12 protein-coding genes are annotated in these 14875 nt (G+C 72.7%); 6 read left to right on the top strand and 6 right to left on the bottom strand.

Annotated features, from left to right (window positions below; all coding sequences use genetic code 11):
• Positions 1-7: 7 nt before the first annotated feature.
• The gene (locus LCN96_RS29975; RefSeq protein ID WP_225265763.1) at positions 8-406 is read right to left on the bottom strand and encodes a DUF6300 family protein; all 399 of its coding nucleotides are present in this window, start codon (positions 404-406) and stop codon (positions 8-10) included.
• Positions 403-3996, bottom strand: a complete 3594-nt coding sequence (gene dnaE / locus LCN96_RS29980; protein ID WP_311131952.1) for a DNA polymerase III subunit alpha — start codon at positions 3994-3996, stop codon at positions 403-405. Before dnaE ends, LCN96_RS29975 begins: the two co-directional genes overlap by 4 nt.
• A gap of 63 nt (positions 3997-4059) precedes the next feature.
• Here dnaE and LCN96_RS29985 point away from each other — a divergent pair, with 63 nt between their 5' ends.
• Positions 4060-5001, top strand: a complete 942-nt coding sequence (locus LCN96_RS29985; protein ID WP_225265765.1) for a LysR family transcriptional regulator — start codon at positions 4060-4062, stop codon at positions 4999-5001.
• Positions 5002-5106: 105 nt separating this feature from the next.
• Positions 5107-5922 carry an SAM-dependent methyltransferase gene (locus LCN96_RS29990; protein ID WP_225265766.1) on the top strand — a complete coding sequence of 272 codons (816 nt, stop codon included), beginning with the start codon at positions 5107-5109 and terminating at the stop codon, positions 5920-5922.
• Positions 5923-6072: 150 nt separating this feature from the next.
• On the opposite strand, the gene LCN96_RS29995 is transcribed toward LCN96_RS29990, so the two are convergent.
• The gene (locus LCN96_RS29995) at positions 6073-6249 is read right to left on the bottom strand and encodes a hypothetical protein (RefSeq protein ID WP_225265767.1); all 177 of its coding nucleotides are present in this window, start codon (positions 6247-6249) and stop codon (positions 6073-6075) included.
• Between the two features lie 272 nt (positions 6250-6521).
• Between LCN96_RS29995 and LCN96_RS30000 the strand changes: the two genes are divergently transcribed.
• Positions 6522-7553, top strand: coding sequence for an acetylserotonin O-methyltransferase (locus tag LCN96_RS30000; protein WP_225265768.1), 1032 nt, complete (start codon positions 6522-6524; stop codon positions 7551-7553).
• Positions 7554-7609: 56 nt separating this feature from the next.
• Here the strand turns inward: LCN96_RS30000 and LCN96_RS30005 are convergent, their stop codons facing one another.
• Positions 7610-8956: a hypothetical protein gene (locus LCN96_RS30005; RefSeq protein WP_225265769.1), complete on the bottom strand. Its 1347-nt coding sequence runs from the start codon at positions 8954-8956 to the stop codon at positions 7610-7612.
• Positions 8957-9185: 229 nt separating this feature from the next.
• Between LCN96_RS30005 and LCN96_RS30010 the strand changes: the two genes are divergently transcribed.
• Positions 9186-10418: a serine hydrolase domain-containing protein gene (locus tag LCN96_RS30010; RefSeq protein WP_225265770.1), complete on the top strand. Its 1233-nt coding sequence runs from the start codon at positions 9186-9188 to the stop codon at positions 10416-10418.
• Here LCN96_RS30010 and LCN96_RS30015 read toward each other — a convergent pair whose 3' ends face one another.
• On the bottom strand, positions 10419-10982 hold the full coding sequence (locus tag LCN96_RS30015; protein ID WP_225265771.1) for a TetR/AcrR family transcriptional regulator: 564 nt from the start codon (positions 10980-10982) through the stop codon (positions 10419-10421).
• A gap of 48 nt (positions 10983-11030) precedes the next feature.
• On the opposite strand from LCN96_RS30015, the gene LCN96_RS30020 reads away from it, so the two are divergent.
• A complete protein-coding gene (locus LCN96_RS30020) occupies positions 11031-11981 on the top strand; it encodes a hypothetical protein (RefSeq protein ID WP_225265772.1) in 951 nt (316 codons plus the stop codon).
• A gap of 151 nt (positions 11982-12132) precedes the next feature.
• Here the strand turns inward: LCN96_RS30020 and LCN96_RS30025 are convergent, their stop codons facing one another.
• The gene (locus LCN96_RS30025; RefSeq protein ID WP_225265773.1) at positions 12133-13437 is read right to left on the bottom strand and encodes a hypothetical protein; all 1305 of its coding nucleotides are present in this window, start codon (positions 13435-13437) and stop codon (positions 12133-12135) included.
• Between the two features lie 318 nt (positions 13438-13755).
• On the opposite strand from LCN96_RS30025, the gene LCN96_RS30030 reads away from it, so the two are divergent.
• Positions 13756-14853: a hypothetical protein gene (locus LCN96_RS30030; protein WP_225265774.1), complete on the top strand. Its 1098-nt coding sequence runs from the start codon at positions 13756-13758 to the stop codon at positions 14851-14853.
• Positions 14854-14875 lie beyond the last annotated feature (22 nt).

The following is a 14875-nucleotide window of genomic DNA, read 5'->3' on the forward strand; positions in this document are numbered from 1 at the left end:
TTCGGGGTCAGAGGTGTCCCTCGTGCCAGGCCCGTGCCTCGGCGCGCAGCGCGTCCTCGTCCGGGGCCGGTGGCCGGGCTCGGGCTCGGATGAGCCACTGGTGGAGCAGGCGGGCCAGGAGGGCGGCGTGCTCGGGGCGGGCCGTGGCGTGGACGGCGAAGTACCTGGCGAGCGGGTCGGCCGCGTCGCACCGGGCGCACAGGAGCACCTCGGCGTGCCCGCGCACCGGGCGGCCGGACGCGTTCGTCCAGGAGTGCGGCAGGCGCAGGACGGCGAGGATCTCGCCGGTGCGGCAGCGCGGGCAGGCGGGGTGGCCGGTGGCGTGACCGGCAGGCTGACCGGCAGGCTGACCGGCAGGGTGACCGGCGGAGTGACCGGCGGAGTGACCGGCGGAGTGACCGCTCATGTGCCCGCGCCGATCGCCGTGGCACCCAGGAGCGCCTTGATGTCGCCGTAGAACGCGGGCCCCGGCGCGACCTGGAACGGCACCAGGTCGAGCAGCAGGTGCCCGGCGGGCCCCCGGTGCAGGTGCACGTGAACGGGAGCGCGTCCCGGGTGAGCGGTGAGGATGTGCTTGAACTCCCTGACGACGCGCGGTGTCAGCCGCCCCTCCTGGATCGAGATCACCACGGGCTGCTCGGCGCCGCCCGTGGAGACGTCCAGCACGGCGATCTCCTCGCCGTACAGGCTGACCGTCTCGTCCCGCACGTTGATCCGGCCGCGCACGGAGAGCACCCGGTCCTCGGCCAGCGCCTCCCCGTACAGCGCGTACGTCTTGGGGAAGATCAGGCACTCGACGGCGGCGTCATGGTCCTCCAGCGTGACGATCGCCCACGGGCTGCCCTGCTTGGTGACCTTGCGTTGCAGGCCGGAGACGATGCCGCTGATCCTGGCCGTCCCGTCCTGGCGGCCCGAGGCGATCAGGTCGGCGATCGTGGTGTCGCGGCCGGCGTCCAGGACCCGTTCCGCGCCGTCGAGGGGGTGGCTGGAGACGTACAGGCCGAGCATCTCGCGTTCGTGGGCCAGCAGGGTGGGCCTGTCCCACTCGCCCTCCGGGACGGCGATGGAGAAGGCGCCGTCCTGGCCCGCCTCGCCGAACAGCGTGTCCTGGCCGTGCGCCTGGTTGCGCTTGACGTCGACGACGGCGTCCACGGCCTGCTCGTGCACCGCCACCAGGGCCTTGCGGTGGTGCCCGAGGCCGTCGAACGCGCCCGCCTTGGCGAGGGACTCGATGACGCGCTTGTTGCAGACGACGGGCGGCACCTTGGCCAGGAAGTCGTCGAAGCCGGTGTAGCGGCCCTTGGCCTCGCGGGTGGTGACGACGGCGTCCACGACGTTGGCGCCGACGTTGCGTACGGCGCCGAGGCCGAAGCGGATGTCGGCGCCGACGGCGGTGAAGTCGAGGTTGCTGGCGTTGACGTCGGGCGGCAGCACCTTGATGCCGAGGCGGCGGCAGTCGGACAGGTAGACGGCCATCTTGTCCTTGTCGTCGCCGACGGAGGTGAGCAGCGCCGCCAGGTACTCGCAGGGATGGTTCGCCTTGAGGTAGGCCGTCCAGTAGGAGACCAGGCCGTATCCGGCGGTGTGCGACTTGTTGAAGCCGTACCCGCTGAAGGGCACCAGTACGTCCCAGACCGCCTTGACGGCCTCGGCGGAGAAGCCGCGCCCGCGCATGCCCGCCGAGAACCTGTCCCACTCGGCGTCCAGCACCTCCTTCTTCTTCTTGCCCATGGCCCTGCGCAGCAGGTCGGCGGCGCCGAGGGAGTAGCCGGCGAGCTGCTGGGCGATGGCCATCACCTGCTCCTGGAAGACGACCAGGTGGTAGGTGTCGCCCAGGATGGGCTCCAGCGCCTGCTCCAGCTCGGGGTGGATCGGCTCGACCCGCTGCTTGCCGGTCTTGCGCAGCGCGTAGTTGGTGTGGGCGTTCATCTCCATCGGGCCCGGCCGGTAGAGCGCGTTCACGGCCGCGATGTCGGTGAACGTGGTGGGCTGCATGAGTCTCAGCAGGACCCGCATGCCGCCGCTGTCGAGCTGGAAGACGCCGAGCGTGTCGCCGCGGGCCAGCAGCTCGTACGTCCTGGCGTCGTCGAGCGGCACCTCGAAGATGTCGATCTCGACGCCCTTGTTGGCGCGCACGTTGGCGATGGCGTCGCCGATCACGGTGAGGTTGCGCAGGCCGAGGAAGTCCATCTTCAGCAGGCCCATGTCCTCGGCCTGCGTGAACGGGAAGCCGGTGATGACGGGGCCGCCGGCCTTGGGCTTGACCAGCGGGATCACGTCGATGAGCGGCTCGCTGGACAGGATCACGCCGGCGGCGTGCACGCCGGTGCCGCGTGTCAGGCCCTCGATGCCGGTCGCGGTGTCGATCACGCGCCGGACGTCGGGGTCCTGCTCGTACATGGCGCGCAGCTCGGCCGCCTCGCCGTAACGCGGATGGCTCCCGTCGTGGATGGCCGACAGGGGGATCTCCTTGCCGCCGGCCGCGGCGGGGAAGGCCTTGGTGATGCGGTCGCCGACGGCGTACGGCAGGCCGAGCACCCGGCAGGAGTCCTTGACGGCGGCCTTGGCCTTGATGGTGCTGAACGTGACGATCTGGCAGACGCGGTCGTCGCCGTACTTGCGGGTGACGTAGTCGATCATCTCGTCCCGCCGCCGGTCGTCGAAGTCGAGGTCGACGTCCGGCATGGTGATGCGCTCGGGGTTGAGGAAGCGCTCGAAGATGAGCTGGTGCTCGATCGGGTCGAGCTGGGTGATGCCCGTGCAGTACGCGACCATCGACCCGGTGGCGGAGCCGCGCCCGGGGCCCAGGCCGATGCCCTGCTCGCGGGCGTACCGGCAGATGTCGGCGACCACGAGGAAGTAGCCGGGGAAGCCCATGGCGTCGATCACCGACAGCTCGTGGTCGATGCGGTCGAGCACCTCGCGCGGCGGGTCGCCGCCGTAGCGGCGGCGGGCGCCGGCGAGGGTCTGCCCGCGCAGCCAGGACGACTCGGTCTCGCCTTCCGGGACGGGGAAGCGCGGCGTCAGGTCCCGGTGGGCGAACACCTCGCCGTAGTCGCCGACCCGTTCGGCGATCAGCAGCGTGTTGTCGCAGGCGCCCGGCACCTCGGCGTCCCACAGCTCGCGCATCCGGGCGGCGGGCCGGATGAAGTAGCCGCTGCCGCTGAAGCGGAAGCGGTCGGCGTCGGCGAGCCGCTTGCCGGTGCCGACGCACAGGAGCGCGTCGTGCGCGGCGGCCTGGTCCTCGGTGACGTAGTGGGAGTCGTTGGTGGCCAGCGGCGGCAGCGCGAGCCGCCTGCCGAGCCGCAGTAGATCCTCGCGGACCCGGCGCTCGATGGGCAGGCCGTGGTCCATCAGCTCCAGGTAGTAGTTCTCCGGGCCGAACAGGTCGCGGTGGCGGGCGGCGGCCTCGACGGCCTGCTCGTACTGGCCGAGGCGGAGCCGGGTCTGCACCTCGCCGGACGGGCAGCCGGTGGTGGCGATGAGGCCGGTGCCGTACTCGGCGAGCAGCTCGTCGTCCATGCGCGGATATTTCTGGACGTGTCCTTCCAGCCAGGCCCGGGACTGGAGGCGGAACAGGTTGCGCAGCCCCCGGGCGTCGGCGGCCCACATCGTCAGGTGCGTGTAGAGGCCGCGCCCCGAGACGTCGCCGCCCTCGCCGGTGTCGTCGTTCGAGCGGCGCAGGGCCAGGTTGTCGCTGTAGTAGACCGGCCGGCGGTGGTGCCGGGAGCCGGGGGCGACATACGCCTCGATGCCGATGATCGGCTTGACGCCGGCCCGGCGCGCGGCCTGGTGGAACTCGTACGCCCCGTGCACGTTGCCGTGGTCGCTCATCGCCACGGCGGGCATGCCCTGCCGGGACACCTCGTCCATCAGCAGGCCGACCTTGGCGGCGCCGTCGAGCATGCTGTACTCGGTGTGCACGTGCAGATGGACGAAGGATCGCACCGATGGATCACCCCTGCTGGTTGTAGGCTCGGGAACGACCCGCGCCATTCGACCCGAGAGCAGGTGGGGTTGTCCAACAACCGACACGCCGATCCGGCACAACCAACGGTTGTGGAGGAAGGTGAGGCGGAGCTGGATCTCGGCGCGGTGCGCGCGTTCGTCGCCGTCGCCGAGGAGCGCTACTTCAGCGAGGCCGCGACCCTGCTGGGGATCAGCCAGCAGGCCGTCTCGAAGCGGATCGCGAAGCTGGAGTCGGAGCTGGGGCTGCGGCTGTTCTCGCGGACCCGCAACGGGGCCGAGCCGACCGACGACGGGCGGGCGTTCCTGCCGCACGCCCGCGCCCTGATCGCGCTGGCCGACCAGGCGCGGGCGGTGCTGCGCGGGCGGCGGCGCGCGTTGCGGGTGGACGTGCTGGACACCCGGCTGGCCCCGGTGGACCTGCTGCGCGCCTTCCACCGGCGGCACGCGGACGTGGCCGTGGAGATCGTCACCTCCAACGGGTTCAGGAGCGCCCGCCTCGCGCTCGAACGCGGGTCCGTGGACGCCGCCTTCTGCCGGGTGGGCGGCCCGCTGGAGGAGCTCGGCAGCGTGCCGGCCTTCCTGGAGCCGGCGCACCTGCTCGTCAGCCGCGACCACCCGCTGGCCGGCCGGGCGTCGGTGCGGATGGCGGAGCTGGCCGGGTCGGTGGTGTGGATGCCGGGCAACGTGCCCGGCAGCGAGTGGGCCGAGTTCTACCGGCTGCTCGGCGCCGCGTTCGGCATCGGGATCGACACCTCGGGGCCCGACTTCGGCTGGGACCACTTCGTGGCCGACGTCGGCGCGGGACGGGGGGTGAGCATCGTCGGGGAGACGATGCGGCTGCCGTGGCATCCGGCGACCGTGCGGATCCCGCTCGCCGAGCCGGCTCCCGTCTATCCGTCCTCGCTGCTGTTCCACCGGCGCAGCCGCCACCCGGCGCTGGAGGCGCTCATCGGGTACGTGCGGGAGCACCGGCCCCCTTTCGATCCGGAGCGTCAGTGGCTGCCGGAGGCCGACCGGGCCGCGTTCAGCTGACCTCGGGGATGGCGCGCACCGCTGGACAGGGTGATGAGCCCAGAAGATCACAGAAGGGCGGATTTACCCGTATGATCCGGGCAAGGCGAGGAAGGCAGGCCAGTGGTGGACGAGAACGTGCCCCAGGGCATCGACCCGACGGTCCCCAGCGTCGCACGGATGTACGACTACTACCTGGGCGGCAAGGACAACTTCGCGGCGGACCGGCAGGCGGCCGAGCAGATCATGCGGCTCGCCCGCGAGGCCGGCTCCGACGTGCGGGAGGTGGCCCTGGCCAACCGCGGGTTCCTCATCCGCGCCGTGCGGCAGCTCGCCGAGTCCGGGGTGCGGCAGTTCCTCGACATCGGCGCCGGGCTGCCCACGCAGGACAACGTGCACCAGGTGGTGCAGGGGGTCGCGCCGGATTCGAAGGTCGTCTACGTCGACAACGATCCGATCGTGCTGACCCACGCCCAGGCCCTGCTCGCCGACAACCCCGCCACGATCGTCGTCCAGGGGGATTTGCACCGGCCCGCGGACATCCTCCAGGCCGCCGCCGCGCATCTCGACTTCAGCGAGCCCGTGGCGATCGTGGTGGTCGCCGTCCTGCACTTCTTCCACGACGACGACGAGGTGTCCAAGATCATCTCGACGCTGCGGGACGCGCTGGTGCCCGGCGGGTACCTGGTGCTCTCGCACGGGTACGTCGAGCCGGACGAGGGCGATCCGGACAAGCTGGACGAGGCGCGTGGTGTCTACCGGCGCTCGGCGTCGGGGGCCATCGCCTGGCGCGACCGGGAGACGGTGCGGGGTTACTTCGACGGGCTGGAGCTGCTGGAGCCGGGGGTCGTGCCGGCCCAGAACTGGCGCAACGACGACCCGTACCAGCCGCCCGGGCTGGCCAAGGGCGGCGTCCTGGCCGCCGTCGGCCGCCGCGCCTGAGCCCGCACCCCACCCCACCCTCACGAAGACCGTCTCGGCGAGCCACCGGTGCGCGGGCGCGTCGGTGCGGAACACCGGTGAGATGCGGTGGTAGACGCCCGCCCGCGACACCCGCAGGCCACCGTCGTACTGCTCCGGCCCGTCACCTCCCTAGTGGCGGTACCCCCGGTTGACGACGTCGACCACCGCCCCGTCCTCGGCCCGCAGCCGGTAGGCCACGTCCTGCAGGTCCACGACCACCTCCTCCGCGCCGCGCACCTGTCCCTTGGCGATGAGGCACGCGGCGCCGCCCGGCGTCACGTCCAGCAGCCGGACGTGCACGTTCACCGCGGCGGAGCCGGCAGGCGCGGCTGGCTACGCTGATCACGCGGCTGCAGAAGCTGCTCGGCACCGACCGGCTCCTGCTCACCCCGGCCTCCGCCGAGCCGCCCTTCGAGCACGACGCCGACGTCCTCGACCCGCGCGGGCCCGGAGCCGGTTCGCCGAGGACGTCGTCCTCGGCGCGGCCCAGGCCATCGAGGATCGGGCACCCCGGTTGTCTCCCCTCTGAACCGCGTCTACCGTGTCCTCAAGATCCCCAGCTCACTGGAGGCTTCGCCATGCCCACCGAGATCAGCGGTGAGACACCGGACGGACGGGAAGCGACGCGTTACCTCATCGACGAGGCACTCGGCTACGTCTATCCGGGCGCGCTGCGGGCCGTGGCCTCGCTCGGCGTCGCCGACCTGCTGGCCGGCGGGCCGCTCACCGTGGCCGAGCTGGCCGGGCGGTCCGGCGTGCACGAGGACGGCCTGCGCCGGGTGCTGCGCGTGCTGGCCACGCGCGGCGTCTTCGAGGAGCTGACCGACGGCCGCTTCGCCCTGACTCCCATCGGGCAGGCGCTGCGCTCCGACGCGCCCGTACCGGCGCGACCGGCCGTCCTCATGCTCACCGACACCACGCTGTGGCGGCCCGCCGGTGAGGTGGAGCTGTCGCTGCGGCGGGGCGGCTCGGTGTTCGAGGACCTCTTCGGCATGTCGTTCTTCGACTACATCGCCAGGAACCCGCAGACGGCCGCCGCCTTCCACACCGGTATGGCGGCCTTCTCCGACCAGGAGAACGAGCTGATCGCCGCCGCCTACGACTTCCCCGGGTCCGGGGTCGTGGTGGACGTCGGCGGCGGGCACGGCGGGTTCCTGCTGGAGGTGCTGCGCCGGCGTCCCGGCCTGGACGGCGTGCTCATGGACGAGGAGCACGTGGTGGCCGGGCACCGGCTCGACATCGAGGAGGTCAAGGGCCGCTGGCGGCCGGCGCCCGGCGACTTCTTCGCCGAGGTGCCCGCCGGCGCGGACGTCTACGTGGTCAAGCGCATCCTGCACGACTGGGACGACGACGGCTGCGTGACCATCCTGCGCAACTGCCGGCGCGCGATGGTGCCCGGCGGGCGGATCCTGGTCATCGACGCGGTCATCCCGCCCGGCAACGAGCCGCACCAGGCCAAGGCGGTGGACATGATGCTGATGACCGCGTTCCCGGGGCGGGAGCGCACGGAGGCGGAGTTCGCGGAGCTGTTCGCGGCGGCGGGGCTGCGGATGTCGCGGATCGTGCCCACCGGGACGGTGGTCTCCATCGTGGAGGCGGTCGAGCCGTAGCCGGCCGCCTGTGGTGTTCTTCGTGCGGGCGGTCGAGCCTCAGCCCCGCCGGCCGCTCACACGCAGGAGAGCCGGACGGGGCCCGCCACCATCGACTGGTCGCCCGTCGCGTTGCCCTTGCCGGTGTCCCTGATCTCCACCATGACCAGGCCGCTGCCGGCCGTGACGGTCGAAGGCGCCGCCACCCACGTGCCCCGGCGCATGCGCTGGTCGAGCGTGAACTCCGTGACCGTGCGGGCGTCCTTGTCGAAGCCGTCGCTGACCGTGTACCAGACGCGCTGGCCGGCCAGGCCCGACCTGGGGATGTACACGCCCACCGCGCACTGGTGCCGGCCGCGCAGGCCGGTGGTGAAACGCCACTGGAAGGTGTTGGCCGGCTGGTCGGCGGCGGTGGGGTCGTACGTGAGGTCAGAGAACAGGAAGCCGTCGCCGCAACCGGCGCCGGTCCAGCCGCCGGCCCTGGCGTCCTTCCAGCCGTTCCTGCCGGGGGCGCCGATGATGTTCACGCTGCGGCTGGTGTCACGGGGGCAGCTCGGGCCGGCCACCGCCGAGAAGGCCACGCTCGGCGCCGCCTTGCGTTCCCGGGACTGCTCCGGACGGTCGGTCGTCGGGGTGGCCGTGGGGGCGGGGGTTGCCGCGGGGGCGGCCAGGGCTTTGGTGGGGTTCTGGTCCTGGTTGAGCAGGGTTACGGCGAGCAGCGCCGCCTGGGCCAGGACGCCGGTGGCCACCCACAGTTTGATGGAGCCGCGGCGGCGGGGGCGGCGCGGTGGGGTGGCGGGGGTTTGCGGCGGGCCGTCCGGGGGTGCGGGGGTGCCGGGCCCGTGCGCTCCCTGCGCGGGAAGCACCGGGCGGCCCAGCCGCGCAAGCGCCTCCACCGGGTTCGGCACCGGCGTCGCCGCGTCAGCCGGACGGGGCGTCGGCGCGGGGGCTGACGCTTGGCGGCCAGACGGCACAGCGGCCGACACGTGGCCGACCGGCGACGCAGCAGCCGACGCCTGGTCCACCGGCGGCGCAGCGGCAGGCGCCTGGCGGATCGATGGCGGAAGGGCGACCGGGCGCACCTGCCGGAACTGCACCGTGGCCGCCGCTTCGCCGCTCCCCGCGCCGACTCCGGCCGAGGCTCGCGGACCGTCCGTGGCCGCCGCCCGCACACCACCGCCCGTGGCCGCCGCCCGCACACCACCGCCCATGGCCGGGGCCCGCACACCGCCGTCACCACCCGCCCCAGTCCCAGCCACCTGCGGCGGAGCCGATCGGGAGCGCCAGCCGCGCCTGCGACCCCGCTCGCCCTGCCCCACGCCCTGCCCCACGTCCTGCCCCAGGCCCTGCACCGGATCCGGCGGCGGCACGGGCGCCGGCTGCCCCTGCCTGTGCCGCCCACCCGCCGCTCTCTTGCTCGTCATCGTGGCCCCCTGGATCCCGGACGCCGCCCTCCCTCGGAGCGGCCCTCCGCTCCTGAATACGACCGGCCGTGATGACCGGCCCGCTCACCACGATGACCAGCGTTGACCAGCCCTCCACTGGACAAATCGCCGTACCTGAGGATGACCCCGCATTCCTCCTCCAGCCGGATGGCCCAACCGGACGCACCCCGTCCAGGATCGAGGTACTCACACGCTGAGGAGGGGAACCTTGAGACGAGCCATCATCGCGGGTCTGGCCGCGTTATCGGTGCTGCTGCCCGCGACCGCCGCCGCGGCCCAGGACGGCTCCGCGCTCGACCGGCAGCAGTTGCGCCGGACGCTGGAGGCGGTGCACGAGGCCGGCATGTACGGCACCTACTCGCACGTCGTGGACGGCCGGCAGAGCTGGAGAGGCGCCGCCGGGATCGCCGACGTGGAGACGGGCCGCCCGGTACACCCCGGCCTGGTGCACCGGGTCGGCAGCATCACCAAGACGTTCACCGCCGTGGCCGTCCTGCAGCAGGTCGGTAAGGGCACGATCGACCTCGACGCGCCCGTCGACCGCTACCTGCCCGGCCTCATCCAGGACGGGCGGGGCCGGCAGATCACCGCCCGCATGCTGCTCAACCACACCAGCCACATCTCCGACTACGACCACCTGGTCTTCCAGCGGGTCGAGGACGTGGACGCCCACCGGTTCCGCGTCTGGCGGCCGGAGGAGCTGGTGTCCCTGGCGCTCGCGGCCCCCGCGACCGGGCGGCCGGGGGTGACGCCCGGCGAGTACTCCAACACCAACTACCTCATCGCCGGCCTGCTGCTGGAGAAGGTGACGGGCGTCAAGGCCGAGCGCTACATCACCGACCACGTGATCCGCAAGGCCGGGCTGCGCCACACGTCGTTCCCGCGCACGCCGTACCTACCTGGCCCGCACTCCAGGGCGTACGAGGGGCTGAACGGCCTGATCGACCCGCCCAGGGACTACAGCGTCTACGACCCGTCCATCGCCTGGACGGCGGGCGCGATCGTCTCGACGATGGCGGACCTCAACCGCTTCTACCGGCTGCTGCTGCGCGGTGAGCTGCTCGACGCCCGCCTGCTCGCCGAGATGCAGCGCACGGTCCCGCTGCGGGCGGGCGACGGCACGTCCGGCTACGGGCTCGGCCTGGTGCCCGCGGACCTGCCGTGCGGCCGGTTCTGGGGGCACGAGGGAGGCGTGTTCGGCATGACCACGGTGTCGGTGACCAGCGCGGACGGCGACCGGCAGCTGTCCATCGGGTTCAACCTGACGGGCTACCAGCGGGTGGACGAGGGCGGCAACCCCGTACCCCATCCCATCGACGCGGCGGTCGCGGCGCACGCCCAGGTCGCGACGTGCGGCGCCGAGAGCGCTCCGGCCGCCGCGGCGGGCACCGCGCAGCCGTTCCCGCGCCTCCAGCTCGACCGGATGCCGATCGAGAGGTGATCAGCCACCCGGCTGGGACGAGCCCGTGACCAGCGGCAGGTAGACCTCGTCCACGATCTCGACGAGCACCTCGTCGGGGACGGTCGGCGCGCCCCGGGTGACGAACTCGTTGCGCAGCAGCCCGATCGCCACCGTCGCCACCCGGGGCGAGACCTCGATGCCGGCCCTGCGCAGCACGACCTGCCACAGGTCGGCGCCGCCGGACGTGGCGCGGGAGTGCAGGAGGGCCAGCAGCTCGGGGTCGTCGCCCGCGGCGGACAGCAGGCCGCGCACGATCTCGCCGAGGGGCGACGACCAGTGGGCGTTGGCGGCGCGCAGCAGGGCGAGGACGTCGCCGCGCAGGCTGCCGGTGTCGGGGACGACGGTGCCGGCCGCGGCGAGGCCGGCGTAGGCGGCGACGCCGAGCGCGGCGCGGTTGGGCCAGCGGCGGTAGAGGGCGTTCTTGTTGGTGCCCGCGCGTTGGGCCACCCGTTCCATGGTGAGCCCGGCATATCCGGATTCGAGCAGCTCCTCCTGCGCTGCCTTGAGGATGGCCTGCTCCAGCTCTTGACCTCGACGCCTCATGCACTACAGGGTACGGTACGTACCGTACCTTTTGGAAGGGATGAGATCATGCGGGGCAAGGGCATCGTGTACGACACCGGCATCGTGATCGGTGACCACGACACCAGGCAGACGTTCGACCTCGACGCGGTCCGGCGCGACCTGCGGGCGATCGCGCGTGACCTGCACTGCACGGCCGTCAGGATCATCGGCTCGAACCCGGGCAGGCTGGAGGCCGCCGCCCGCGAGGCCGCCGCCGCCGGGCTGGAGGTGTGGTTCTCGCCGTTCACCGCCGACCTGTCGCCGTCGGAGCTGCTCGACCTGTTCGCCGACTGCGCCGAGCGGATCAAGGGGACCGACATGGTGTTCGTGGCGGGGGCGGAGCACAGCCTGCTCAACCGGGGGTTCCTGCCCGGCGACACGATCGGGGACCGGATCGGGCTGCTCTCCGAGCCGGAGAGGCTGCGCGAGCACCTCGGGCGGGTGCCCGCGCTGGTCAACGCGTTCCTGGAGGACGCCGTGTCGGTGGTCAGGCAACGGTTCCAGGGGCGGATCAGCTACGCCTCGATCCCCTTCGAGTCGGTGAACTGGGAGTTGTTCGACATCGTCGGGGTGGACCTGTACCGGTCGGTGGAGATCGCCGACCGGTATCGCGACGGGGTGCGCGGGCTGGTCGCGCAGGGCAAGCCGGTGGCGATCACCGAGGTGGGCTGCATGACGTTCCGGGGTGGCGGGGATCTCGGGGCGCGGGGGACGGAGGTGGTGCGGTACGACGGGCACCGGCCGGTGGGGCTCTCCCGGGCGCTGGTGCGGGACGAGGGTGAGCAGGTCGCCTATCTCGGGGAGGTGCTGGACGTGTTCGAGCAGGAGGGGGTGGACAGCGTGTTCGTCAACACGTTCGCGCAGTTCGACATGGGCGGGGAGCTGGACGCGGCCAGCTACGGCGTCGTCCGGGTGACCGGGGAGGCGTCGTGGGAGCCGAAGGAGGCCTTCCGCCTGCTGGGCGAGCGTTTCGGCTGAGCCTCCGCGCCCTCGGGGAAGCGCGCTGCGGTCCTCGGGCGGCCGGACGGCGCGTGATCGCTCACCCGCGATCACGCGCCCGATCCGCCGGACGCTCCGGCGCTCCGGTGCACCTGTGCGCCCGATGCGCCCGATGCGCTCGATGTGCCCGCTACTTTCTCCGCGTCTCGCTCAGCGCCACGTGGAGATGGTCGTTGTGGTCGGTCCTGAAGTCCTTGGCCGTGATGACCTTGTTGTCGATCCTGCTCCAGGCGCCGATCCCGAGATCGAGCTCCGCGCTCTCCTTCTTGGCGTCGATGAACTCGTACCCACCGGTCCTGAGCAGCGCGCTCGCCCACCCCGCCGTGAACCGCGCGTCGCCCTTCACCGCGCTGCCCGCCGCGTAGTACATCCGCGTGACGTTCTTGTTGTCGATCAGCCTGCCCAGCCGGGCGCGGGTCACCTCCGCCCACTCCTTGACCTGGCGGAGCCCGTCCGCGTCGCCGTTCATCGCGGCCTTGGTCGCGGCGACCAGCCTGTTGTAGTTCTGGCCGCCCGAGCCGAGCGCGCCGGCGTCCACGCCGGCGAACCGGTAGGGGTGGAAGGCGTCGATGTCGTTGCCGGTCAGGTGCGTCCGGTGGCCGAGGTTGCGCGCGTGCTCGCCGGAGATGTCGTTGATGCGCGGCAGCAGCGCCTGGTTGGCCGCGGCCGACAGCCAGCCGTGGGCGAAGGAGGAGCACCAGTCGTCCCCGCCCTTCTCGTCGCGCTGCCCGTACCGGCCGAACCCGGCGGGCATCCGCCACAGCGGGAAGAAGTCGGCGGAGTCCTCGCGGGTGGCGACCACAGCGCCGTCCCGATCCTTGCCGAACAGGCTGACGCGGTAGCCGATCCGGGTGACCTCCGACGGCTCGGCGCGGACCTTGGAGGGGTGCTGCTCGTCGAACGTCACGCGGATCTCGAGCTCGTCCCTGCCGACGCTCTTGACCCCCTCGCCGCCGTCGGCGGTCGGCGCGGCCCGCGTGACCGTCTGCAGCACCGGCCTGCCGGCCTGCGGGGTGGTGTCGAGCAGGTCCACCCGTACGCAGGTGAGCTCGACGCCGGTCGGCAGCATGTACTCCACGGTGAGGTAGCGCTGCTGGACGTCGGCCTCATTCAGCCGCGGGATGCTGATCCGGTCGTCCTTGGCGGCCTTGGCGTACCTGGGGTCGGTGCTGCGCGGGACGCGGTCCGGGCCGATGGCGGTGACCGCGAAGGCCGAGTCACCCGTCTCCGCGTCCGGAACGTCGCAATCCTCCGTAGCGGCCTCGGGATCCGAACCTTCCTCGGGGTCCAGGGACTCCTCGGGCGACTCGGGGCTCGCCGCCGTGGCAGCCCAGGCGGGCGCGCCGCCGAGATGGAGCGTTCCCGCGGAGATCACCGCGACGGCGGTCACGGCGGCGGCCAGGAGCCCGCGCGGGCCTAAGCGGCGGGTGATCATGGTGACCTCCGCTCGGCGGGGCCGTTCAAGCCGGTCATGATTGCCTCCTCAGTGGGTGTCTGAGGTCGTTTGTACGGCGCGCCGTATTGACCAGCCAGGACGGCACATTGACCAGCGTTGTCCATGGTGATCGAGGAGGGTGCGGCTAACATGGGAGGCGGCGGCCGTCCGCGCCCAACCTCCGGCGACCCGCCCCGGCCGGGTCACCCTCAGGAGGCAAAGGGAGGCTCACCTCTCGGGCGGGAGGAGCCGTCCGTCGGACGTGCGCCCGCCGCTCAGGTCGCCAGGGGACACGCGGGGGCGCGCGGGAGACGTTCCATGACCAAGCAAGCGGACTTCAAGCGCCGGGTACGCGCCCGCATGGCCAAGACCGGCGAGTCGTACGCGATCGCGCGCCGGCGGCTGCTGGGCGAGCCGCCCACCCCCGTCGAGGAGCGGATGGCGGCGGCGCTGCACATCAGCAACGGCGACTGCACCGACCTGGCCGGGACGGGGCTGGCCAGGCACATCGTGTACTGGCGTGACGTGCTGCACGAGGGGCCGGTCCCCGCGGTGGGGCGCGCGGAGCTGCGCCGCGTCAGGGCCTCGTTCCTGGTCGCGGCGGACGCTGACGACCACGGCGAGGGCATGCGCATGTTCGAGGAACGCGACGCCGCCGTGGTGGCCCACCGCGACGGCGAGTACGTGCTGTGGTTCGAGGCCGACCTGTACGACCAGCTCCAGATCGTGGAGGCGCTCTCCCTGCTGGCCGAGCTGGAGGTGCCGGCCGATCGCGTGACGCTGATCTGCATCGGCGAGCATCCCGGCATCGCCCGCTTCGGCGGCCTCGGCGAGCTACGGCCCGACCAGCTCGCCGAGCTGCCCGCCACCCGGGCCTGCGCCACCCTCACCCCCGCCGCCCTGGACCTGGCCACCCGGGCGTGGGCCGCCTTCCGCGCCCCGGTGCCGGACGGCCTGCCCGCCATCGCCGCCGCGCGCTCCACCGAGCTGCGCTTCCTGGGCGAGGCCTTCGACCGCCTCAGCCGCGAGTACCCCTCCACCCGCGACGGGCTCTCCCTCACCGAGCGCCGCATCCTCGCCGCCGCGGCTCAGGAGTCCACGGCCGGGGACGTCTTCGTCCGCGCCTCGGCCCGCGAGGCCCGCCCCTACCTCGGGGACTGCTGGTGCTACGCCGCCATCGACCGCCTCGCCGGCGCCCCGCACCCGCTGCTGCGTACCGTGCCCGGGAACGTCCCCACCGGGCCCGCCAGCACCGTCAGCCTGACCGCCGCCGGCGCGCGCGTGCTGGCGGGCGAGGCGGACCACGTGACGCTCAACGGCGTCGACCGGTGGATCGGCGGCGTTCATCTGACGGGTCAGGACGTGCGATGGAGATGGGACGAAGGCAGGGAATGCCTGACGGGCCGGCAGGAGTAGCCGGCGAGGCGCGCTGCCGAGC

This window comes from Nonomuraea gerenzanensis, assembly GCF_020215645.1.
GTDB classification, from domain to species: Bacteria; Actinomycetota; Actinomycetes; order Streptosporangiales; family Streptosporangiaceae; genus Nonomuraea; species Nonomuraea gerenzanensis.

Bases quoted from the DNA above. Each gene is read 5' to 3' on its own strand.
- LCN96_RS29975 (WP_225265763.1), bottom strand. From the start codon at position 406: ATGAGCGGTCACTCCGCCGGTCACTCCGCCGGTCACTCCGCCGGTCAC.
- dnaE (WP_311131952.1), bottom strand. From the start codon at position 3,996: ATGGCGCGGGTCGTTCCCGAGCCTACAACCAGCAGGGGTGATCCATCG.
- LCN96_RS30000 (WP_225265768.1), top strand. From the start codon at position 6,522: ATGCCCACCGAGATCAGCGGTGAGACACCGGACGGACGGGAAGCGACG.
- LCN96_RS30005 (WP_225265769.1), bottom strand. From the start codon at position 8,956: ATGACGAGCAAGAGAGCGGCGGGTGGGCGGCACAGGCAGGGGCAGCCG.
- LCN96_RS30015 (WP_225265771.1), bottom strand. From the start codon at position 10,982: ATGAGGCGTCGAGGTCAAGAGCTGGAGCAGGCCATCCTCAAGGCAGCG.
- LCN96_RS30020 (WP_225265772.1), top strand. From the start codon at position 11,031: ATGCGGGGCAAGGGCATCGTGTACGACACCGGCATCGTGATCGGTGAC.
- LCN96_RS30025 (WP_225265773.1), bottom strand. From the start codon at position 13,437: ATGATCACCCGCCGCTTAGGCCCGCGCGGGCTCCTGGCCGCCGCCGTG.
- LCN96_RS30030 (WP_225265774.1), top strand. From the start codon at position 13,756: ATGACCAAGCAAGCGGACTTCAAGCGCCGGGTACGCGCCCGCATGGCC.